Genomic DNA, 18,753 nt, shown 5'->3' with positions numbered 1-18,753 from the left:
CTGATGGCGCGGATGGGCCTCCCGGGCCGACTACCATCGAGTTATGGAAACCGCGGAGCACACCCAGCAGCAGCCAGGGCGGGGCCCGCGGGTCACGGCGGCCATGGTGGCCGCCCGGGCCGGCGTCTCGACGGCGACCGTTTCCCTGGTGGCCAACGGCAAGACGCGGGGGCGCGTCTCCGAGGACAACATCACCCGCGTGCGGGACGCGATCGCCGAACTCGGCTACGTGGTGGACAGTGTGGGCAGCTCACTGGCCAAGGGCGTGAGCTCGATCGTGATCCTCGTGGCGCCGGACATCTCGAACCCGTTTTTTGCCAAGGTGATCGCCGGGGTCAGGGAATCCCTGGGCGCCGATTACCAGCTCCTGCTCTCCGTGACCGACGCCGGCGAGTTCCCGCAGGCCCACGATGTCCGCAAGCTGCTGGCACTGCGCCCGGCCGGGCTGCTCGTGGACGCACCCAACTCCGACTTCCTCGAGGACCTTTCGGCGCCGGGGCCGCTGGTGCTGCTCGATGCGCCGGGGCTGGAGTCATACGCGCCCTCGGTGAACCTTGACGTAGCCTCCGGAGCGCGCCAGCTGGCAGCCCACCTGGCCGACGCCGGTCACCGGACGGTGGCCTACGTTGACAGCGTGACCGGCACTGCAACCTTCGATGTGCGGCGCACCGCGTTCCTGGACGAGGCCGGGATGCGGGGGATCTCCGTGCCTGCCAGCTGCATCATCAGCACCACCATCGACGTCGGTGCTGCAGCGGCTGCCTTCACGCAGGCGTGGCCGCAGTGGCAGCAGGCCGGGGTCACCGCCGTCGTCTGCGGCACGGACACCCATGCCTACGGCGTGCTGCAGGAAGCCCGCGTGGCCGGCGTGCAGATCCCTGCTCAGCTCGCCGTGGCGGGCTTCGACGACCTCCCGTACTCCGCCACGTCCAACCCCGGCCTCACCAGCGTGCACCTGCCGGCCACCCCGCTGGGCCTTAAGGCGGGGGAGCAGTTGCGCGCTTTGATGGAGGGCCGGCCGCTCGAGCAGGCCCAGCTGACGCTTGAGAGCTCGCTCGTGGTGCGCGGCTCCACCAGCTGACCCGGCCGCGACCGGCTTCGCCCTACGAAGGTCGCACGTAACGTCGTCGCCGGGAGAATGGCGACGTTACGTCCGGGTTGGTTGGACGGCGTGTCCGTATTACGGATCGGGCAAGCGCTTTCCAGGACGGGGCTGGCATGATGGAGCGCATGCGCATTCTCATTGCTCCGGACAAGTTCAAGGGCTCGCTCACCGCCGCCGAGGCGGCCGCCGCCATCGCCGAAGGCGCGCTCCGCGTCTACCCCGATGCCGTGGCCACCCAGTTCCCCGTGGCCGACGGCGGCGAAGGCACCCTGGAGGCGGCCGTCTCGGCAGGCTATGAGGAGCGGCTCAACGCAGTGGTCGGCCCCATCCTGGCTCCCGTGGGGGCTGCCTGGGCCATCCGCAAAACCGCCTTCGGCGGCGCCACCGCAGTGATCGAGACGGCACAGGCTTCCGGTCTCGCCGAGATGGACCCCACCCCGGAGAATTCCCTCCGGGCCCACAGCTACGGCTGCGGACAGCTCGTCGCCGCGGCACTGGACGCCGGCGCCACGGAGATTGTGCTGGGCCTTGGCGGGTCGGCCATGACCGACGGCGGCAGCGGCGCCCTGCGCGCGCTCGGCCTCAAACCGCTGGACTCCGCCGGAAACGTGGTGCCGCTGGGCGGCGGGTCCCTCGCCGATATCGTGGCGCTGGACACGACCGAACTGGATCCGCGGCTGTCCACCGTGCAGTTCCGGATCGCCGTCGACGTCCGGAACCCCCTGTACGGACCGGAGGGGGCCGCCCATGTCTTCGGTCCGCAGAAGGGCGCCGACGCAGACGCCGTTGAACTGCTCGACGCCGGCCTCCGGAACTGGGCGTCAGTGCTGCGGGAGGCCACCGGCCGGGACGTCAACATTCCGGGCGCAGGCGCAGCAGGCGGGTTCCCGGCGTCGTTCCTTGCCTTCACTGAATCCAGGCTGGAAGGCGGCTTCGCGCTGGTGGCCGGGCTCACCGGGCTGGCCGAGCAGCTGGCGGACTCGGACCTGGTGATCACCGGCGAGGGTTCCATGGATTCCCAGTCCCTGACCGGGAAGGCGCCCATCGCGCTCGCCGACGCCGCCCGCGAACGTGGCATCCCCGTCATAGTGGTGGCCGGCCGGATCCTGGTCACGCCCGAGGACCTCGCCCAGCATGGTGTGGTGGCCGCAGCCCAGCTGCTGGATGTGGCGCCCAGCCCGGCTGAGGCGATCGCGAACGCCGCCAAATACCTGACCTGGGCCACCACGCAGGTGCTGGAAGGCGCCTGAAAGCGGTTTTACGCTCCGGTCTCGTAATGCGGTTCAGCCACCGGCTTCGACTCGGGTGAGCCCTTTTCGCGGAGGTAAACGGACGCGCCCACCAGGACAGCGACCGCAAGGAATTCGCTTTGCCAGTTCTGGAAGGACTGGAACCAGAACTGGCTGGTGCCCAAAAAGTCCAGCAGCGTCACCGTGGGCTGGCCATGGCTCATCTGCTCCTCGTTGTACGCCGCCGTGCCGCCCAGCGCATGAAGGGTGAATGAGGCGACGAATAGCGCCAGGAGCACCAGGGACAGCGAGTGCTCATAAAGCTTGAGCACCAGGCCGCCGCGCTTCACCGGCCACGGCGTGGCGGCCTTGATGGGGGCGTCGCGCGGATCCTCGTCCTGGGGCGCCTTCCTGCCCATCGGCTTGGACTCGGAAGAGCCCTTCTGGAACAGGAAAACCGTCAGGATGACATACATGGCCATCTGCAGGAATTCCGATTCCCAGTTTTCAAAGGTGGCTTCCACGAAGTCGCCCGTGGACAGGTATTCAAGGACAGTAATCGCCTGCTGCCCGTGGGCGGCCTGCTCCTCGCTGTAGGCGGCGGCGCCGGAGAGGACCATCCCGCCGAAGAACACCACGAATAAACCGGCGTTTGCCAGCAGCAGCCCGTGTTCCCTGGCCCATGTGCGCATCTTTGCTCCCGTTGCTGTTTGGACGGACCCGCGCCTGGCTATTGGCCTTTGGCGCGGTGGTTCAGCCGGAGCGGGACGTAGACCAGCAGCACCAGCAGGATGGCCAGCAGGATGCCGCCGGCGGTCAGGCCCGCGGAGCGGCCCGCGGTGACGTCAAAGACGAGGGACGCCGTTCCAATGCTGAGCATGCCCACCCCGGCCAGGGCGATCTTGGTGATGGTATCCGCACTGGAGACCAGCGTCTCCTTGAGGCGCTGGCGGAACAGCCGCCGATGCACGCTGACCGGGAGCAGGATGAAGGCGGTGGTGAGGGTGGCAATGACCACGTTGACGAGGTAGAGGGTGACCTGGAAATCGTCGAGGCGCCCGAAACGCTCCTGGAAGGGCAGGGTCAGCAGGAAGCCTGCGAGGATCTGGACGCCGGTCTGCAGGACCCGAAGTTCCTGCAGCAATTCCGCCCAGTTCCGGTCCAGCTGTTCTTCGCGGGTCTCGTTGCGGCCGGTGCTCCCGGTGAAATCCTCCACATCCGACATGCCCTCTCCTCCTCCGCCCGGTGGTGCCACGGAGATCCGTCCGCGGCGCCGGGTGCTCCAAAACTAGGCCGAAGTTGCGCCAAGATCAACGTTTGATAAGTTTACTGATTATTCGCCCGGGACGGTGGACTTTGCTCCGCCCAGCGGGTTAGTTTCAAAGGACCGGCGCAAGCGGGAGCCCTTCGAAAACCTTTCGACGTGAGTAGGTGGACTATGAGCGATACGCAGAAACAGACCGGGCCGCCGGCCGACCCCAGGGGCGGCTACCATTCCGGTCCCTTTCCGGAGCAGGAACAGAAGCAGCCGGGCCTGACAGCGCCCATGGATCCCCAGCCGGACCACGGCGAGCACAGCTACGAGGGGCACGGTGCCCTGCAGGGCAAGGCTGCGCTCATCACCGGCGGGGACTCCGGAATCGGCAAGGCCGCGGCTATTGCCTTCGCCCGTGAGGGGGCCGACGTCGCGATCTCCTACCTGCCGGAAGAGGAAGACGACGCCCAGGACACCGCCAACTGGATCCGGAAAGCGGGCCAGCGTGCCCTGCTGCTGCCCGGCGACGGGCGGGACGAGGAGTTCAGCACCCGCATCGTGGAAGACACCGTGGCAGAGTTCGGCGGCCTTGACGTCCTGGTGCTCAACGCGGCCTACCAAAAGAACCGGGAGAGCTTCGAGTCGCTCCCCACCGAGGAATTCGACCGGGTCTTCCGAACCAACTTGTACTCGCTGCTCTGGACGGCCCGCGCCGCGGTTCCGCACCTGAAAGCAGGCGCTTCGATCATCACCACAGCCTCCATCCAGGCGTTCAATCCCTCGCCGGGTCTGATCGACTATGCCATGACCAAGGCAGCGCAAGTGGCTTTCACCAAGGCGCTTGCCCAGGAGTTGGGGCCGAAGGGGATCCGCGTCAACGCCGTGGCCCCGGGCCCCATCTGGACGCCGCTGATCCCGGCGACCGAATGGCCGGACAAGCTGCCTAAGTTCGGGCAGGACACGCCGTTGCAGCGCGCCGGCCAGCCCGCCGAACTTGCGGCGGCGTATGTGCTGCTGGCCTCCGACCAGGGGTCCTACATTTCGGGCGCCGTGCTGCCAGTGACCGGCGGCAAGGGCCTGTAGCAGGAAGTTTGCACGTCAGATTCATCCACATCCATAACAGGAGGAACCATGGGTCAGGACAACCAGCACGCCGAAGAAGCCGGAGGCTACGGCTCGCCGACGGCCGAGCAGGAGATGGGCGGTGCAGGCAGCCAGCACTTCCACGCGGCAGCCGAGACCAACGATCCCGGGTTCGAGCCGGGAGACCTGCCAGTCCCGCGCGATGCGGACCTCCCCTCCGCGGAGGCCGAAATCAACGAATCCAACGCTGATGAGCAGGGCGCGGAGCCGTTCTCGTCGGAGTCCGGGCAGGAGGCGGCGGGCCTGCCGGATGGCAGCGGAAACGACCTTCCGGCTGAGAAGGCCGCCAAGGACGACGACGGGGAAAGCTTCGACGCCGGCTAAACGCAAGGTGCCGGCTCCGATAAGAAAGGTGCCGTCCGGCTTTGCGCCGGCCGGCACCTTTCTTGTTGCATTGGGCCCAGTACTTTCGGGCTGGACAACGCCCTTCCAGCCCGATCCGGACGTATCCTAATTACAGGCTTTGAAGTGGGCCGGCTCGTATCGTAGCGAGGCGTGCACCATGGCCGCGTTGACCCCAGGGGACCCGGGCTGGGAATCACTTCCAGCACCCCAGGATGTCGTGTTCGACAGCCAGGAAGTGGAGAGCTTCCTTGGCGAAGTCACCCATGAGTTCATGCGGAGCATCGACGGCCATCACCGCGGCATCAGCTGGGCTGCCACGTTCTACCGCCGCGGGGACGTCCACCCGGACGCCCACCCTATCGCCCACACCATCGCCGCGGGCAGCGAGGTCGCCCGGGCCGCGGACCGGGAGCAGTGCTCGTTCGAAGACGGACCCGTGCTGGAGGCCATGCGGTCAGGCGACTTTGTCCATCTCCCCGATACGGCACGCGACCGCAGATGGCCAGGCTACGCCAGCGCCGCCGCCGGCCACGGGGTCCGGTCGCTGCTGTCCATGCCGATAGCCGCCACGGCCGGATCAAGTGCGGCGATCAACCTCTACGCCTCTACTCCGCACGCCTTCACCAGCGAGGACATCGTCAGGACACGCGCGTACGCGCTGGAGGTCGGAAGGGCGCTGCGCGTGGTGCTGCGTGTGGCGGAGCGGGCAGAAGCCAGCGCCGAACTCGCGGTAGCCCAAAGCTCCATGGTGCTGATGGACCTTGCCGTCGGCACGCTCATGGCGGAATACGGACTGAGCCGTGAGGTGGCACTCCAGTACCTCCGGACCGTCGCGAAGCACAACAACCAGGGGCTCCGCGACGCAGCCTTGAACATAGTGGCGGCCGCACGCCGGGATCCGGTAACACCGGGCCGGGATGATGCGGGCTTCCCAGGACTCATTGCAGTCGAATCACAGGCCCTCAAAAAGGGACCCTAGAAGACAGGGAGTACGGCATGAACGTCTGGAAGCAGGACCGGCCAACCCGGGATGCCTCTGCAGTTCCCGCACCGCATCCGTGGCACCGGCTGGTGGCACTCGGAGACTCGTTCACTGAGGGAATCGGGGACCCTGAACCGCTCAGCGAAGGAGGGCTGCGCGGCTGGGCTGACCGCGTCGCCGAAGAACTCAGCGCGAACCAGCCGGACTTCGCGTACGCCAACCTGGCCGTCAGGGGCCTGATGCTGCAGCAGATCCTGGACCAGCAACTGGCACCTGCCCTGGCCCTGAAGCCGGATCTGGTGACGCTGTCCGCCGGCGGCAACGACATTGTCTTCCGGCGCAGTGATCCTGACCGGCTGGCGGAAAAAATCGACGACGGCGTCGGTCAGCTGACGAGGTCAGGCGCCACCGTGGTCCTCTTTGCCGGCCCGGACTGGGGAGCCACACCGGTCTTCAGCCAGATCCGCGGGAAGGTGGCGATCTTCAATGAGAACCTCCATGCCGTGGCTGCCCGCCACGACGCCGTGATGGTGGATCTGTGGTTCCTGCGGGAGCTAACCAACGCTGGCATGTGGGATCCGGACCGGCTGCACTTCTCGCCCCTGGGCCACCACACCATCGCGACCGCCGTGCTGAATTCCCTCGGTGTCCCGCATACCCTGGTGCCCCTGCAGCCCAAGCAGCTGCCGCCGCGGACCTGGCGGCAGGCCCGGGCGGAGGACCTCATCTGGGCGCGCGAATACCTGGTCCCGTGGGTACTCCGGCAGCTGAGGCAGCACACCGCGGAAGACGAAATGCTGCACGCCAAACGGCCCGAACCGGGCCCGGTTTTTGGCATCGGCAGCCCGCCCGGACCATTTATCGGCGGGAGCAACGCCGCCTGACCCTGGCTGCCCTGGTCAGCGCTTCTTGGGTGCCCGTTTCGCGGCCGCGTTGACTGCTGCCTTCACGGCGGGTGGCAGGCCCGCCTGCTCGGTCTCCGGCTCGGCGGCCGTGCCCCGCGCCTTCGCGATCGCCTTCATGCCGTGGTAGATCACCAGAGCGGCGGCCGAGCCCAGCGCGATGCCGGTGAATTTCAGTTCCCCGATGGTCCAGGTGTAGTCGGCGATGCCGATGATCAGCGCCACGGCGGCCGTGGTCAGGTTCACCGGGTTGGAGAAGTTGACCTTGTTCTGCACCCAGATCTTGACGCCCAGGATACCGATCATGCCGTACAGCATGGTGGCGGCGCCGCCCAGCACACCCGGGGGAACGGTGGCGATTAGTTCGCCGAATTTCGGCGAGAAGCTCAGCACGATGGCGAAGGTCCCCGCCACCCAGTAGGCCGCCGTCGAATAGACCTTGGTGGCGGCCATAACGCCGATGTTCTCCGCGTAGGTGGTGGTGCCTGATCCGCCGCCGAGGCCGGCCAGGACCGTGGCCGCACCGTCTGCCATCAGCGCGCGGCCGGAGACGCCGTCGAGGTTCTGGCCGGTCATGGCAGACACGGACTTCACGTGCCCGATGTTCTCGGCCACGAGCACCAGCACCACGGGCACGAAGAGGCCCAGGACACCCACGTGGAACTCCGGCGTCTGGAACTGCGGCAGGCCGACCCAGGCCGCGGCGTCCATCTTTTCGTAGTTCACTTCACCGCGCAGCATGGCCACCAGGTAGCCCACAACCACGCCCACCAGGATGCTGAGGCGCCCGATGATTCCGCGGAACAGGACGCTGACCAGGATGATCGTGGCCAGTGTGATGACGGCGGTGATGGGGGCGGCGTCGAAGTTCATCTTGGCGGCGGGGGCAAGGTTCAGGCCGATCAGTGCCACGATGGCGCCGGTGACGATCGGGGGCATCAGCCTGTTGATCCAGCCCGCGCCGAACTTCTGCACCAGCGCACCGATCAGGGCGAGTGCGACGCCGGCGAGCACCACTCCGCCCAGGGCACCGGGCACGCCGAACTGCTGCTGGGACGCCATGATGGGGGCGATGAACGCGAAGCTGGAGCCAAGGTAGCTGGGCACCCGGCCCTTGGTGATGACCAGGAACAGCAGCGTGCCGATGCCGGAGAAGAACAGGGTGGTGGCCGGCGGCATGCCCGTGATGATGGGCACCAGGAACGTGGCTCCGAACATGGCCACCACGTGCTGCATGCCCACGCCGATGGTCAGCGGCCAGGCCAGCCTCTCATCGGGGGCCACCACATGGCCGGGCCGGATCGACTTGCCGTTGCCGTGGAGCTTCCATTTCATTCCGAGCATGCTCATGGCGGGGGCCTTTCAAGGGGGTGCCGCGGGGCGGGGATCTTCCGCAGCAAGAATACCGCGCAGGCCGCTGTTCCCAGGCGTGTCCGCGGCTCGGAACCGTCAAGGCCAGGAAGTGCGGGCAAGCCTCTGAGCCGGACGGGCTGTGGGCAACGTCACCTGCCGTCATGGGAAGAGGACTCAATCGCTTGAAGTTGCAACCATAGGAAGAGAAACAGACAGCCGCCGCCCGGTGGGCTGCGCAGCGAAAGGTAAGCCAATGACTATTGCCCACGAAGAAGCGGCCATCGATTCGGCCGCCGTCGACGCCATCTTTGCCGAGGCCCGCACCGCCAACTCCTTCACCGGCGAGGTGACCGAGGACCAGGCCCGCGCCATCTACGAACTCACCAAGTTCGGCCCCACTGCCTTCAACTCCCAGCCCCTGCGCGTCACCTACGTCCGCTCCGACGAAGCCCGCGCAACGCTCGTGGACACCCTCGCCAACGGCAACAAGGCCAAGACCGCGTCCGCGCCGCTCGTCGCCATCCTCAGCTACGACACCGACTGGGCGGGGCAGTGGGAGAACTTCCTCCCCGGCTACAACGCCCCCAAGGCCATGTACGATGCCTCGCCGGAGCTGGCAGCCACCACCGGCAACAACAACGCCCACCTGCAGGCCGGCTACTTCATCCTGGCCGTCCGCTCGCTCGGCTTCGCAGCCGGACCCATGACCGGCGCCGACTTCGGTGCGATCGATGCCGCATTCTTCCCGGCCGGTGACCAGAAGAGCTTCCTGGTGGTTAACATCGGGCAGCCGGGTGAGGACGCCTGGGGCGCCGCGAAGCCCAAGTTCAGCTACGACGACGTCGTCCGCACCGTCTAATCCGAACCCTCAAGCAGGGGTGATTCAGGGGCGCCGTTTCGCCAGTTCTGCCTGATCGTCCGCGGATGCCGGTGCATGCGCGGGGTCCGGGCAGAGGTGGTTGGCGGCGTCCCGAAGTTCCTGGGCGCGGAACGGCTTGGTCAGGTAGGCGGCGGCGCCGGAGGCCATGCCGGCGAGGAGGTCATCATCTTCCGCCCGGGCAGTAATGAACAGCAGCGGAGCCGAGCTCAGCGCCCGCACCGCCCTGGCCACGACGTGGCCGTCCATGTCCGGCAGCCCGAGGTCCAGGGTGACCAGGGAAACGGCCGGGTCGGCGGCCGCGGCGATGCCCTCGGCTCCCGTGGCGGCTGAGCGGACCTCGAAACCGGCGCGCCTCAGCACCATCCCGATCAGTCCGCGGATGTCGTCATTGTCCTCAATGACAAGGCAGATCCGTCGTTTTTCCATGGAAGCCCCCCGGCCCTAGCTACGACAAGTATAGGGGCGCAACGTACCCGGGAAGGGCACGGCGCCGCAGGCTCCACCGCATGACGTTGAGGTTACGCCAGGACCAGCAGCCCGGTGGCGAACATGACCGCCAGGCCGAGGATGATTCCGGCCGTTGTGGCGGCTGTGAAGGTCCTCCCCGCCTGGTCCTTCAGCAGGGGGAGCAGCTTGACGGCCACCTGGGCCACCGCCCCGGCCCCGACGCCGAGCAGGAATGCTGCAAGTGCCGGCTGGTAGACGGTTGCTCCGATGAGCGCCCCGGCGATGGCCGGCGCGCCGGCGACGAGTCCCAGGGCTGCGAGCCGGGGCAGGCCAGGCGGCTGCTTCGCCAGCGGCGTGACGATGGCGAGGCCCTCGGTGGTGTTGTGGATCGCGAAGCCGATGATCAGCGAGGCGCCCAGGGCGAGCGAACCAACAGCGTAGGCGGATCCTATCGCGAGTCCTTCGCCAAGGTTGTGCAGGCCGATACCGACGGCGATCAGCAGGGAGAGGCGGTGCGGCGGAAGAGCTGCCGACCTGCCCTCCGCGGCCGGTTCACGGCGCCGGCGCATCCAGGCGTCCAATCCCTCCAAAAGCAGGTACGCCACCGCCGCGCCGAGGAACACGACCATCGGACCGCCGAACGCCCTGTTGTCCGCCACGAGTTCAGTGGCTTCGAGGGTGGCGTCGATGGCCAGGAAGGCGAGCAGGCCCACGGTTACGCCGAGCAGTACCCGGACCCAGGACGCGGGCGCACGGCGCACGAACGGCATCCACAGCATCCCAAGTGCCACGGGAATGACGCCGACATACACTCCGAGCAGCGTCATGAGGGCAAAGAATGAGCCGCCGCGTTCCGGGCTGAGCGCGGCCGCGTCAATTGTCGCCGGGATCTTGCCGCCGTTCGAGGTCACCAGGGCCACATCGTAGGGATCTCCGTCCACCCAGTGGTAGCTGATGGTCAGCGTGGTGGACTCCAGCGGCGCCATGGTCTCCCGGGTCTGGGTGAACATGGCGTAGTAGTCCGAGACGTTGACCTGGGCGATGGACACCGGGTCCGGTCCCTCGTTGCGGAGCGTGATGGCGATCTGCCCGGGCGTGAGGCGGATGTCTTCGACGGCGACCTCCTCCTTGGGCGGGACGCCTTCGGAAAGTTTGTTGAGGCCGGGCGCGTTGAGCAGGGTGAACAGGCCGAGCACGATCGCGATCAGGACCAGGGGGCCTACGCCCAGCAGCCAGGGCGGCACGGGCGGCCGGCGGTGGGGCGCCGCTGCCTGGCGGGCCGCCGTCTTTTCATCCAGGCTCATGCTGCACCTACCTCGAAGAAGCCCATCCAGCCCAGTTCCGCGAACTCGGTCTTGTGGGCGTGGAACATGTACTTGCCGGGGTAGGGAAAGCGCAGTTCCACGATGCCGCGCTGGCCCTGCACCTGCGAGATGGTGTCCGTGTATTCGCTGGGCGTCAGCATGGTGCCGGTGGGGTAGTAGTGGAAGAAGTTGCCGTGCACGTGGAAGGAATTGATGGGGTCGTATTCCAGCACGTTGATGAGGTGGATGCGGACCAGCGCGTGCTGTTTTACCCGGACTGGAAAGTCCATGAAGTGGAACGGCAGGCCGTTGACGGAATAGAACTCGTTGTCGTCCCCGCCGTCGGTGTTGTAGCCGTTCATGACCATGACCATTTCGTCGTCGGCCGGCGGCCGGCCCTCACGGGGCTCGATGATGAAGCCGCCGTAGAGCCCCTTGGCGATGTGCGGTGCAAGAGGTGACTGGTGGCAGTGGTACAGGTGGGTGCCGAACGGTGTGGCGTCGAATTCGTAGGTGAAGCTCTGGCCCGGCGCGATCGAACCCGCCCCGATGCCGGGTGTCCCATCCATCTCGGCCTTGTGGATGCCGTGGAAGTGCATGGTGTGCGGATGCGCACCGGCGTTGGTGAAGTTGATCCGCAGCGCGTCGCCTTCGCGGGCCCAGAGTGTGGGTCCCGGGATCCGGCCGTTATAGGTCCAGCCGGGGAACGTGACGCCGGGTGCGATCTCGAAGTCCTTGTCAACGGCAACGATGTCCCACACCCGCAAAGTCCGGCCGTCCGGCAGGAGGCTTGTTTTCCCGCGGTCGAAGTCACGCAGGATGGCAGTGGGGTCAATGCCGGCCCGCCCCGGCAGGACCGAGCCGCCCGCGAAGCCGGCATGGCCGGCGTGGTTTGTGGCGCCGCCCGCGGAGGTGGGCGCGCCGGCGTTTCCGGAACCGGCGTTTCCAGAACCACCGGTCCCGGAAGCGCTGCTGCCGGAACTGCCGCCATGCTGGTCATGACCGCTGGCTGCGTGCGCCTGGAACGTCGAAATGGCAGGGACGGCCGCCAGTGCGGCCGCGCCGGAAAGCATGGACCGCCTGCTGGGGAGCCGCTCCGCCAAATTTTTCGGCATGCCGATTCCGTTCACTTCATTGCGAAAACAAATTTGTTCGCTAAGCCTAACATTTGAGGCGGGCTTGATACTATGGACGTCATGCCGGTCTCTGATTTGTCCCCCGCCGCACAGGATTATTTGAAGCTGATCTGGTCAGCCACGGAGTGGTCGCCGGCCCCCATTACAGTCAGCGTGATGGCAGAACGGCTCGGTGTGCGGCCCTCCACCGTCTCCGACGGGATCAAGAAACTGGCCGGCCAAGGGCTGGTCACCCATGCGCCCTACGGCAGCATCGAGCTGACGGACGCCGGGCGCGCACACGCTGTCGCGATGGTCCGCCGGCACCGCCTCCTGGAAACTTTCCTGGTGGACGTGCTGGGCTATGGCTGGGATGAAGTCCACGATGAGGCTGAGGTCCTGGAGCATGCCGTCTCGGACACGCTGATCGACCGGATGGACCGGAAGCTCGGCCATCCCACCCGGGATCCGCACGGAGATCCCATTCCCGGTGCCGACGGCCGGCCAAGCATGCCGAAGGGGACCCAGCTTTCCGCCGCCGCCGCGGGCAACACGGTGGCCATCACCCGCATTTCGGATGCGGACCCGCAGATGCTGCGCTACTTCACAGAGCTGGGCCTCGCGCCGGACACGAGGCTCACCGTCACGGAGCACCGCCCCTACGCAGACGTCACCACCGTCCGTGTGCACGAACCCGAGCGGGACATCGACCTGGGCGCCTCAGCGTCCGATGCCATCTGGGTGGTTGCAGTCTAGAGCCGGCCAGCGATTACATCGCCGGCGGGCTCCGGCTGCCTGCTGCCATGTGGCGCAGGCAGCCCTCCTGAACTGATTCCTAGGCGATGACGCCGTCCACCAGCGCCTTGGCCTCGGCCTGGACCTGCTTGAGGTGCTCCTCACCCTTGAAGGACTCGGCGTAGATCTTGTAGACGTCCTCGGTGCCCGACGGACGCGCGGCGAACCAGGCGTTCTCGGTGACAACCTTCAGCCCGCCGATGGACGCGCCGTTTCCGGGGGCCTCGGTCAGCTTGGCGGTGATCGCCTCGCCTGCCAGCTCGGTTGCAGTAACGTCCGACGGCGACAGCTTGCCGAGTGCCGCCTTCTGCTCCCGCGTGGCCGCGGCATCAATGCGCGCGTAGACGGGTGCGCCGAACTGGTCGGTCAGGCCCTTGTACAGCTGCGACGGGGACTTGCCCGTGACGGCCGTGATCTCCGACGCCAGCAGGGCCAGCAGGATGCCGTCCTTGTCGGTGGTCCAGACGCTGCCGTCCTTCTTGTTGAAGGAGGCGCCGGCCGATTCCTCGCCGCCGAAGGCGCCTTCGCCGGACAGCAGCCCCGGCACGAACCACTTGAAGCCCACGGGGACCTCCACCAGCTTGCGGCCCAGGCTCTCGGCCACGCGGTCGATGATGGAGGAGGAAACCAGCGTCTTGCCCACCACCGAGTTCGGGTTCCAGCCGCTGCGGTTGCGGTAGAGGTAGTCAATGGCGACGGCGAGGTAGTGGTTCGGGTTCATCAGGCCGCCGTCGGGGGTCACGATGCCGTGCCTGTCGGCGTCGGCGTCGTTGCCGGTGGCAATGTCGAAGGAGCTGCCGCCGTCGGACATCCGCTGGATCAGTGACGCCATCGCTGACGGTGACGAGCAGTCCATCCTGATCTTTTCGTCCCAGTCCAGGGTCATGAAGGCCCACTGCGGGTCCACGGTGGGGTTCACCACGGTGAGGTTAAGGTGGTGGCGCTCGCCGATCTCGCCCCAGTAATCCACTGCGGCGCCGCCCATGGGGTCCGCGCCGATGCGGACGCCGGCGTCGCGGATGGCATCCAGGTTCAGCACGGAGGGGAGGTCGTCAACGTAGCTGCTGAGGAAGTCGAACTTGCCGGTGCTGTCGGCGGCGAGGGCATCCGCGAGGGGGATGCGCTTCACGCCGCGGAGCTCGTTTTCGAGGAGCTCGTTGGCCCGGTTGGCGATCCAGCCGGTGGCGTCGGAATCGGCGGGTCCGCCGTGCGGGGGGTTGTATTTGAAGCCGCCGTCGGCCGGCGGGTTGTGGCTGGGGGTAACGACGATGCCATCCGCTTCGGGTGCGCCGGGCAGGCGGGCCTTGTTGTAGGTCAGGATGGCGTGGCTCAGGGCCGGGGTGGGCGTGTAGCCGTGGCGGGCGTCGACCAGAACATGGACGCCGTTGGCGGCCAGCACCTCAAGGGCCGAGTTCTGCGCCGGCTCGCTCAGGGCGTGGGTGTCCTTGGCCAGGAACAGGGGACCGGTGATGCCCTGGCCGGCCCGGTACTCCACAATCGCCTGCGTAATGGCAACAATGTGCTTTTCGTTGAACGACGCCTTGAGGCTGGATCCGCGGTGCCCGGAGGTGCCGAACGCAACGCGCTGGCCGGGATCACCAAGATCCGGGGTGATGTCGTAATACGCGTCAAGGAGCGCAGTGATGTCAACAAGGTCCTGGGGTTGGGCAACTGTGCCCGCGCGGCTAGCCATGGCACCAGCATGCCAGACGTGGGCTGGAGTCAAAACGCCCTGCCCAAAATGCGGCCCCTATGACGCGGAAAGTCCCCCGCCCCCGGCCGGAAGCAGGTAGTCAGCCTGAGTACACAGGCCCAAAAGTACTTATATACCGGGCACCCGCGGCGCTGTTACTTTCAAAAAACCTCGAAAGGACAAGGACGACGGCGGGACTCACCGCCTGCGTCGGACGGCGGAAGAGTGGGGGACCGGTCATGGCGGCAGGCGACAGCGCAGCCGAGCAGTCCAGGCTTGCTGCCGAACGGGTCGCACGCCTCAAACGCCAGCTGGACCTGGCCGAGCGGGCCACTAAATCGTGGGACACCGGCGCGGTGGGCGAACGGGTCGTGGCCGACCGGCTGAGCCAGCTCATCCCGCATGGCTGGTACGTGCTCCACGACGTGCACTGGCCCGGGCGCCCCAAGGCCATCCTGGACCACGTGCTCGTGGGGCCGGGCGGCATTGTGGTGGTGGACGCCAAGAACTGGACCGGGGAGGTCCGCGTTTCCTCGGGCGTCCTGTGGCAGGGGCGTTACTCGCGGACGCAATCCGTGGAAGGCGCGCTGGCCCAGTGCGCTGCCGTGGCCTCGGTGCTGTCACCTCCGCACCGGAGGCTGGTCCGCCCGCTGATCTGCATGGCCGCCCAGCCCGACCTCTTCGGCATCACCAGCTCGGACGTGGCAGTGGCCGGCGTGGACCGCGTTGTTGCTGCTGTTACGGCGCTCCCGGCCGTGCTGGACCAGCAAACGGTGGTTGGACTCTATGCCCATCTGGGCCAGATGCTGACGCAGGAACAGGAAGACAGTGCGCTTTTGGGAATGCGCCCGATCGCCGAAACCCAGGCGGGGACGGCGGCATCTCCGGTATCAGCGGATGGAAGACCACAAGCTGGCAGTCCGCAGGCCGGCAGGGGACAGGCAGCCAGGGGACTGGCAGGCCGTCCGCAGGCCGCCAAGTCCGCGGCCCGCCGGCCTGCGGTCCCGGGCCAGGCCGGCCGCGGAACGGTGGCGGGAACAGGCGGCCGGAAGTCGAAGGCCCACGACCACGCCGCCGGCAGCATGGCCAGGCTCGTTCTTCTGGGCGCCTTTGTGATCTTTGCCGTGTACATCCTGCCCTACTGGGGCCGGTAGGGCCGTGAGCCGGTGGTCCCGGCAACAGTGCTGGCGGTAGGCTGGGAACACAGACTTTTGAGGGGGAAATCATGAGTGACCAGCCAACGCCGCGCCCGGATTCACAGGGGTCCGGCACCCACGATTCGGGCGATTCGCCGGCCGGCTACGAGCCGCCGCAGTTTGTGCCGCCGCAGGGCTCCGACATCCCCGCGCCGCCGGTCTACGGCCAGAACCAGTTCGGCCAGGCCCAGTACGGCCAGGCCCAGTTCGGGCAGACCCAGTATGGGGCCGGCCAGTACGGACAGAATCCGCCGGGGCAGGACCAGCCGCACCAGGGGCAGGGCACCTACGGCCAGCCGGAGTTTGGCCAGAGCCAGCACAGCGCCGGCCAGTACGGCCAGCCCGGCGAACAGTACGGTCCGCCCTATGCGCAGCCTGCCGACCCGTTTGGCCAGCCTTCCGCCTACGGCCAGGCACCCGGCCCCTACGGCCAGCCGCCCAGCCCCTATGGCCAGCCCAATCCGTACGGCCAACCTGCGTACTACGGCATGCCGGCTGAGCCCAAGGGGCTGAGCATCGCCAGCATGGTGTGCGGCATCGCCTCGGTCATCCTCGGCTGGTTCCTGCTTCCGCAGCTCGCTGCAATCATCACCGGCCACCTGGCGCTCAAGCGTGAACCGTCAGGCAAGGGCATGTCCATCACCGGGCTGGTCCTCGGCTACCTCTGCCTCCTGGGCTACGGCGCCTTCTGGTTGCTGGTTGTGGTGGCCGGGGCCATGTACAGCACGTCCGGATACTCCTACTAAGCCACCAGTAGTAAGCCGCCAGCGGGACGTGCCGCAGGTCCGCCGGCGGCCATCTCCTGACGGATCAGCGAAGCAGCTCCACGTCTGACACCAACTCAATATGGGCCAACATGGCCTCCGCCGCGCCATCCGGGTCCTGTGCCCGGATGGCGTCAGCGATTTTGCGGTGCGAAGCCAGCGACTGTTCGGGCCGGCCCGGCTGGCCGAGGGATTCCATCCTGGTTTCCAGGATCATTTCCGCGATAAAAGCCATCAGCTGCGCCAGCACCGCTGAATGCGCCGCGCCTGTCACCGCCTGATGGAACAGCTCGTCACCGTGGGTTCCCCGGTCTCCCTCGCTGATTTCGCCGGCCATCACCTCCAGTGCGGCATCGATCGCTGCGAGGTCTTCCTCCGTGCGCCGAACCGCCGCCAACGCGGCCAGTTTCACTTCCAGGGTGCTGCGCGCCTCGACAATCTCCGGCAGCCGGCTCTGGTGTTCGCGCAGCCCCTTGATGACTGATGCCACGCTGGGCCGCCGGGCGAGGACGGCGCCGGTCCCGTGCTGCACATCGATCACGCCCAGCACCTCAAGTGCCACCAGCGCCTGGGCCAGCGTTGCCCGCGAGACCCCCAGCCGCTCTGCGAGGTCGCGTTCGGCCGGCAGTAGATCGCCTGGTCCCAGCTGGGCGGATTCGATGTACGCGAGGATCTGCTCCACCAGCTGCTCATACAGCCGGGGCCGTGTCACACGTTCCAGTCCGAGCCGCGCTGTTTTCTCCACAAGGGCCTCACTACGTCGTCGATTTCTCCAAGAATACACCGCAGGCGTATTGACAGATTGACTCGGTGTCTAGGAGGCTAGTCCAGTGAGCCAGTTACTCACATCACACTCTTTAGACCCTAGGAGGACCAAAGATGTCCGCTCCTGTCTTGTCGATCATCATCCTGGCGGCGATGTTCCTGCTCGCCACCGTCCTGCCCCTGAACATGGGTGCGCTCGCCTTCGTCGGCGCCTTCCTGCTGGGCAGCGTGGTCCTGGGGATGTCCACCAACGACATCCTCGCCAACTTCCCCGGCGGCCTGTTCCTGACCATTGTCGGTGTGACCTACCTGTTCGCGATTGCGCAGAACAACGGCACCATCGACCTCCTGGTCCGGGGAGCCGTCAAAATGGTGGGCAGCCGCGTGGCCCTGATCCCGTGGGTCATGTTCGCCATCACCGCCGTCATCACGTCCGTGGGCGCACTGTCTCCCGCCGCCGTCGCCATCATTGCCCCGATCGCCCTCAGCTTTGCCGGGAAGTACAAGATCAGCCCGCTGCTGATGGGCATGATGGTCATCCACGGCGCCCAGGCCGGCGGTTTCTCGCCGATCGCCGTCTACGGAGTCACCGTCAACGGCATCCTGGCCAAGACCGACCTGGATTTCAGCCCCACCGCGCTCTTCCTGAGCAGCCTCATCTTCAACCTCGTCATTGCCCTCGTGCTCTTCATCGTCCTCGGCGGCAGGGCCCTGCTGTCCTCCAAGGTCAGCCACTTCGTGGAGCAGGCGGCCGAAGCCCGGATGTCCGTCAGCGTGGGGGCCAATGCGGGAGACGTGCCGTTCAAGGGCTTCGGCTCCGGCATGTACGGCCCCCGGGACCCCGCAGGTGACGGCGTGGCGGCCACCAAGGAACGGTCCGAACGGATCCCGCAGCTTGTCACCATCGCCGGACTGATCGCGCTCGCCGTCATCGCTCTCGGGTTCAAAGTAGACGTCGGCTTTGTCTCCATCACCATCGCCATCGTGCTGGCACTGGTCTCGCCGAAGGCCCAGAAGGGCGCCATCAATAAGATCAGCTGGTCAACAGTGCTCCTGATCTGCGGCATGCTCACCTTTGTCGGCGTGCTGGAAGAAGCCGGCACCATCGAGTTCGTCTCCAACGGCGTGGCCGGCATGGGCATGCCACTGCTGGCAGCGCTCCTCATTTGCTACATCGGCGCCGTGGTGTCGGCGTTCGCCTCCTCCACAGCCATCCTCGCCGCCCTCATCCCGCTGGCCGTGCCGTTCCTCTCCACCGGCGAGATCGGCGCCGTCGGCGTGATCTGTGCGCTCGCCGTGGCCGCCACCATCGTGGACGTTTCACCGTTCTCCACCAACGGGGCCCTGGTCCTGGCCAACGCCCCGGAAGGCGTGGACAAGGACAGGTTCTACAAGCAGATCCTTGGCTACAGCGGGATTGTCATTGTGGCCGGGCCGCTGCTCGCGTGGCTGGCCCTGGTGGTGCCCGGATGGCTGTAGG

At 67.0% G+C, this 18,753-nt stretch carries 19 protein-coding genes; 11 read left to right on the top strand and 8 right to left on the bottom strand.

Features of this window, described 5'->3' with window-relative positions; all coding sequences use genetic code 11:
* Positions 1–103: 103 nt before the first annotated feature.
* Together J2X42_RS04990 and J2X42_RS04985 are read left to right on the top strand one after the other, a co-directional pair.
* Complete coding sequence (locus J2X42_RS04990; RefSeq protein WP_310163356.1) at positions 104–1,081, top strand: LacI family DNA-binding transcriptional regulator; 978 nt, start codon at positions 104–106, stop codon at positions 1,079–1,081.
* 149 nt (positions 1,082–1,230) lie between these two features.
* Positions 1,231–2,355, top strand: a complete 1,125-nt coding sequence (locus J2X42_RS04985) for a glycerate kinase (protein WP_310162821.1) — start codon at positions 1,231–1,233, stop codon at positions 2,353–2,355.
* An 8-nt stretch (positions 2,356–2,363) separates the two neighbouring features.
* Here the strand turns inward: J2X42_RS04985 and J2X42_RS04980 are convergent, their stop codons facing one another.
* Together J2X42_RS04980 and J2X42_RS04975 are read right to left on the bottom strand one after the other, a co-directional pair.
* Positions 2,364–3,026 (bottom strand): DUF6766 family protein, encoded by a 663-nt coding sequence (locus tag J2X42_RS04980; protein ID WP_310162819.1) that lies wholly within the window; start codon positions 3,024–3,026, stop codon positions 2,364–2,366.
* A gap of 38 nt (positions 3,027–3,064) precedes the next feature.
* Positions 3,065–3,559 (bottom strand): DUF6328 family protein, encoded by a 495-nt coding sequence (locus tag J2X42_RS04975; RefSeq protein WP_310162817.1) that lies wholly within the window; start codon positions 3,557–3,559, stop codon positions 3,065–3,067.
* Between the two features lie 213 nt (positions 3,560–3,772).
* Here J2X42_RS04975 and J2X42_RS04970 point away from each other — a divergent pair, with 213 nt between their 5' ends.
* The 4 genes from J2X42_RS04970 to J2X42_RS04955 all read left to right on the top strand — a co-directional run bounded on the left by J2X42_RS04970 (position 3,773) and on the right by J2X42_RS04955 (position 6,943).
* Positions 3,773–4,672 carry an SDR family oxidoreductase gene (locus tag J2X42_RS04970; protein WP_310162815.1) on the top strand — a complete coding sequence of 300 codons (900 nt, stop codon included), beginning with the start codon at positions 3,773–3,775 and terminating at the stop codon, positions 4,670–4,672.
* Between the two features lie 48 nt (positions 4,673–4,720).
* Positions 4,721–5,056: a hypothetical protein gene (locus J2X42_RS04965; protein ID WP_310162813.1), complete on the top strand. Its 336-nt coding sequence runs from the start codon at positions 4,721–4,723 to the stop codon at positions 5,054–5,056.
* 178 nt (positions 5,057–5,234) lie between these two features.
* The gene (locus J2X42_RS04960) at positions 5,235–6,056 is read left to right on the top strand and encodes a GAF and ANTAR domain-containing protein (RefSeq protein ID WP_310162811.1); all 822 of its coding nucleotides are present in this window, start codon (positions 5,235–5,237) and stop codon (positions 6,054–6,056) included.
* A gap of 17 nt (positions 6,057–6,073) precedes the next feature.
* Positions 6,074–6,943 (top strand): SGNH/GDSL hydrolase family protein, encoded by an 870-nt coding sequence (locus tag J2X42_RS04955; RefSeq protein ID WP_310162809.1) that lies wholly within the window; start codon positions 6,074–6,076, stop codon positions 6,941–6,943.
* A 15-nt stretch (positions 6,944–6,958) separates the two neighbouring features.
* Here the strand turns inward: J2X42_RS04955 and J2X42_RS04950 are convergent, their stop codons facing one another.
* Positions 6,959–8,311, bottom strand: a complete 1,353-nt coding sequence (locus J2X42_RS04950) for a solute carrier family 23 protein (protein WP_310162806.1) — start codon at positions 8,309–8,311, stop codon at positions 6,959–6,961.
* Between the two features lie 256 nt (positions 8,312–8,567).
* Between J2X42_RS04950 and J2X42_RS04945 the strand changes: the two genes are divergently transcribed.
* On the top strand, positions 8,568–9,173 hold the full coding sequence (locus J2X42_RS04945; protein ID WP_310162804.1) for a malonic semialdehyde reductase: 606 nt from the start codon (positions 8,568–8,570) through the stop codon (positions 9,171–9,173).
* A gap of 24 nt (positions 9,174–9,197) precedes the next feature.
* Here the strand turns inward: J2X42_RS04945 and J2X42_RS04940 are convergent, their stop codons facing one another.
* The 3 genes from J2X42_RS04940 to J2X42_RS04930 form a co-directional block, all read right to left on the bottom strand.
* Positions 9,198–9,620 (bottom strand): response regulator, encoded by a 423-nt coding sequence (locus J2X42_RS04940; protein ID WP_310162802.1) that lies wholly within the window; start codon positions 9,618–9,620, stop codon positions 9,198–9,200.
* Positions 9,621–9,712: 92 nt separating this feature from the next.
* The gene (locus J2X42_RS04935; RefSeq protein ID WP_310162800.1) at positions 9,713–10,945 is read right to left on the bottom strand and encodes a ZIP family metal transporter; all 1,233 of its coding nucleotides are present in this window, start codon (positions 10,943–10,945) and stop codon (positions 9,713–9,715) included.
* Positions 10,942–12,060, bottom strand: coding sequence for a multicopper oxidase domain-containing protein (locus J2X42_RS04930; RefSeq protein ID WP_310162799.1), 1,119 nt, complete (start codon positions 12,058–12,060; stop codon positions 10,942–10,944). Before J2X42_RS04930 ends, J2X42_RS04935 begins: the two co-directional genes overlap by 4 nt.
* A gap of 81 nt (positions 12,061–12,141) precedes the next feature.
* On the opposite strand from J2X42_RS04930, the gene J2X42_RS04925 reads away from it, so the two are divergent.
* A complete protein-coding gene (locus J2X42_RS04925; protein WP_310162797.1) occupies positions 12,142–12,816 on the top strand; it encodes a metal-dependent transcriptional regulator in 675 nt (224 codons plus the stop codon).
* Positions 12,817–12,895: 79 nt separating this feature from the next.
* Here the strand turns inward: J2X42_RS04925 and pgm are convergent, their stop codons facing one another.
* Positions 12,896–14,548 (bottom strand): phosphoglucomutase (alpha-D-glucose-1,6-bisphosphate-dependent), encoded by a 1,653-nt coding sequence (gene pgm / locus J2X42_RS04920; RefSeq protein ID WP_310162795.1) that lies wholly within the window; start codon positions 14,546–14,548, stop codon positions 12,896–12,898.
* A gap of 239 nt (positions 14,549–14,787) precedes the next feature.
* On the opposite strand from pgm, the gene J2X42_RS04915 reads away from it, so the two are divergent.
* Positions 14,788–15,702: an NERD domain-containing protein gene (locus J2X42_RS04915; RefSeq protein WP_310162792.1), complete on the top strand. Its 915-nt coding sequence runs from the start codon at positions 14,788–14,790 to the stop codon at positions 15,700–15,702.
* Between the two features lie 71 nt (positions 15,703–15,773).
* Positions 15,774–16,490, top strand: coding sequence for a DUF4190 domain-containing protein (locus J2X42_RS04910; RefSeq protein ID WP_310162790.1), 717 nt, complete (start codon positions 15,774–15,776; stop codon positions 16,488–16,490).
* Between the two features lie 64 nt (positions 16,491–16,554).
* Here the strand turns inward: J2X42_RS04910 and J2X42_RS04905 are convergent, their stop codons facing one another.
* Positions 16,555–17,253, bottom strand: coding sequence for a FadR/GntR family transcriptional regulator (locus tag J2X42_RS04905; protein WP_310162788.1), 699 nt, complete (start codon positions 17,251–17,253; stop codon positions 16,555–16,557).
* Between the two features lie 134 nt (positions 17,254–17,387).
* Here J2X42_RS04905 and J2X42_RS04900 point away from each other — a divergent pair, with 134 nt between their 5' ends.
* Positions 17,388–18,752, top strand: a complete 1,365-nt coding sequence (locus J2X42_RS04900; protein ID WP_310162786.1) for an SLC13 family permease — start codon at positions 17,388–17,390, stop codon at positions 18,750–18,752.
* Position 18,753: the final 1 nt, after the last annotated feature.

Origin of the sequence: Arthrobacter sp. BE255, from assembly GCF_031457335.1 — a bacterium.
Taxonomy (GTDB): Bacteria; Actinomycetota; Actinomycetes; order Actinomycetales; family Micrococcaceae; genus Arthrobacter.
The sequence above is the reverse complement of the archived record's forward strand: the minus strand, read 5'-3'. Positions and strand labels throughout refer to the sequence as shown.

Excerpts from the sequence above, each read along its gene's own strand:
- J2X42_RS04940 (WP_310162802.1), bottom strand. The coding sequence starts at position 9,620 with ATGGAAAAACGACGGATCTGCCTTGTCATTGAGGACAATGACGACATC.
- J2X42_RS04990 (WP_310163356.1), top strand. The coding sequence starts at position 104 with ATGGTGGCCGCCCGGGCCGGCGTCTCGACGGCGACCGTTTCCCTGGTG.
- J2X42_RS04935 (WP_310162800.1), bottom strand. The coding sequence starts at position 10,945 with ATGAGCCTGGATGAAAAGACGGCGGCCCGCCAGGCAGCGGCGCCCCAC.
- pgm (WP_310162795.1), bottom strand. The coding sequence starts at position 14,548 with ATGGCTAGCCGCGCGGGCACAGTTGCCCAACCCCAGGACCTTGTTGAC.
- J2X42_RS04910 (WP_310162790.1), top strand. The coding sequence starts at position 15,774 with ATGAGTGACCAGCCAACGCCGCGCCCGGATTCACAGGGGTCCGGCACC.
- J2X42_RS04955 (WP_310162809.1), top strand. The coding sequence starts at position 6,074 with ATGAACGTCTGGAAGCAGGACCGGCCAACCCGGGATGCCTCTGCAGTT.
- J2X42_RS04985 (WP_310162821.1), top strand. The coding sequence starts at position 1,231 with ATGCGCATTCTCATTGCTCCGGACAAGTTCAAGGGCTCGCTCACCGCC.
- J2X42_RS04980 (WP_310162819.1), bottom strand. The coding sequence starts at position 3,026 with ATGCGCACATGGGCCAGGGAACACGGGCTGCTGCTGGCAAACGCCGGT.
- J2X42_RS04960 (WP_310162811.1), top strand. The coding sequence starts at position 5,235 with ATGGCCGCGTTGACCCCAGGGGACCCGGGCTGGGAATCACTTCCAGCA.
- J2X42_RS04925 (WP_310162797.1), top strand. The coding sequence starts at position 12,142 with ATGCCGGTCTCTGATTTGTCCCCCGCCGCACAGGATTATTTGAAGCTG.
- J2X42_RS04945 (WP_310162804.1), top strand. The coding sequence starts at position 8,568 with ATGACTATTGCCCACGAAGAAGCGGCCATCGATTCGGCCGCCGTCGAC.
- J2X42_RS04965 (WP_310162813.1), top strand. The coding sequence starts at position 4,721 with ATGGGTCAGGACAACCAGCACGCCGAAGAAGCCGGAGGCTACGGCTCG.
- J2X42_RS04950 (WP_310162806.1), bottom strand. The coding sequence starts at position 8,311 with ATGAGCATGCTCGGAATGAAATGGAAGCTCCACGGCAACGGCAAGTCG.
- J2X42_RS04930 (WP_310162799.1), bottom strand. The coding sequence starts at position 12,060 with ATGCCGAAAAATTTGGCGGAGCGGCTCCCCAGCAGGCGGTCCATGCTT.
- J2X42_RS04975 (WP_310162817.1), bottom strand. The coding sequence starts at position 3,559 with ATGTCGGATGTGGAGGATTTCACCGGGAGCACCGGCCGCAACGAGACC.
- J2X42_RS04970 (WP_310162815.1), top strand. The coding sequence starts at position 3,773 with ATGAGCGATACGCAGAAACAGACCGGGCCGCCGGCCGACCCCAGGGGC.
- J2X42_RS04900 (WP_310162786.1), top strand. The coding sequence starts at position 17,388 with ATGTCCGCTCCTGTCTTGTCGATCATCATCCTGGCGGCGATGTTCCTG.
- J2X42_RS04915 (WP_310162792.1), top strand. The coding sequence starts at position 14,788 with ATGGCGGCAGGCGACAGCGCAGCCGAGCAGTCCAGGCTTGCTGCCGAA.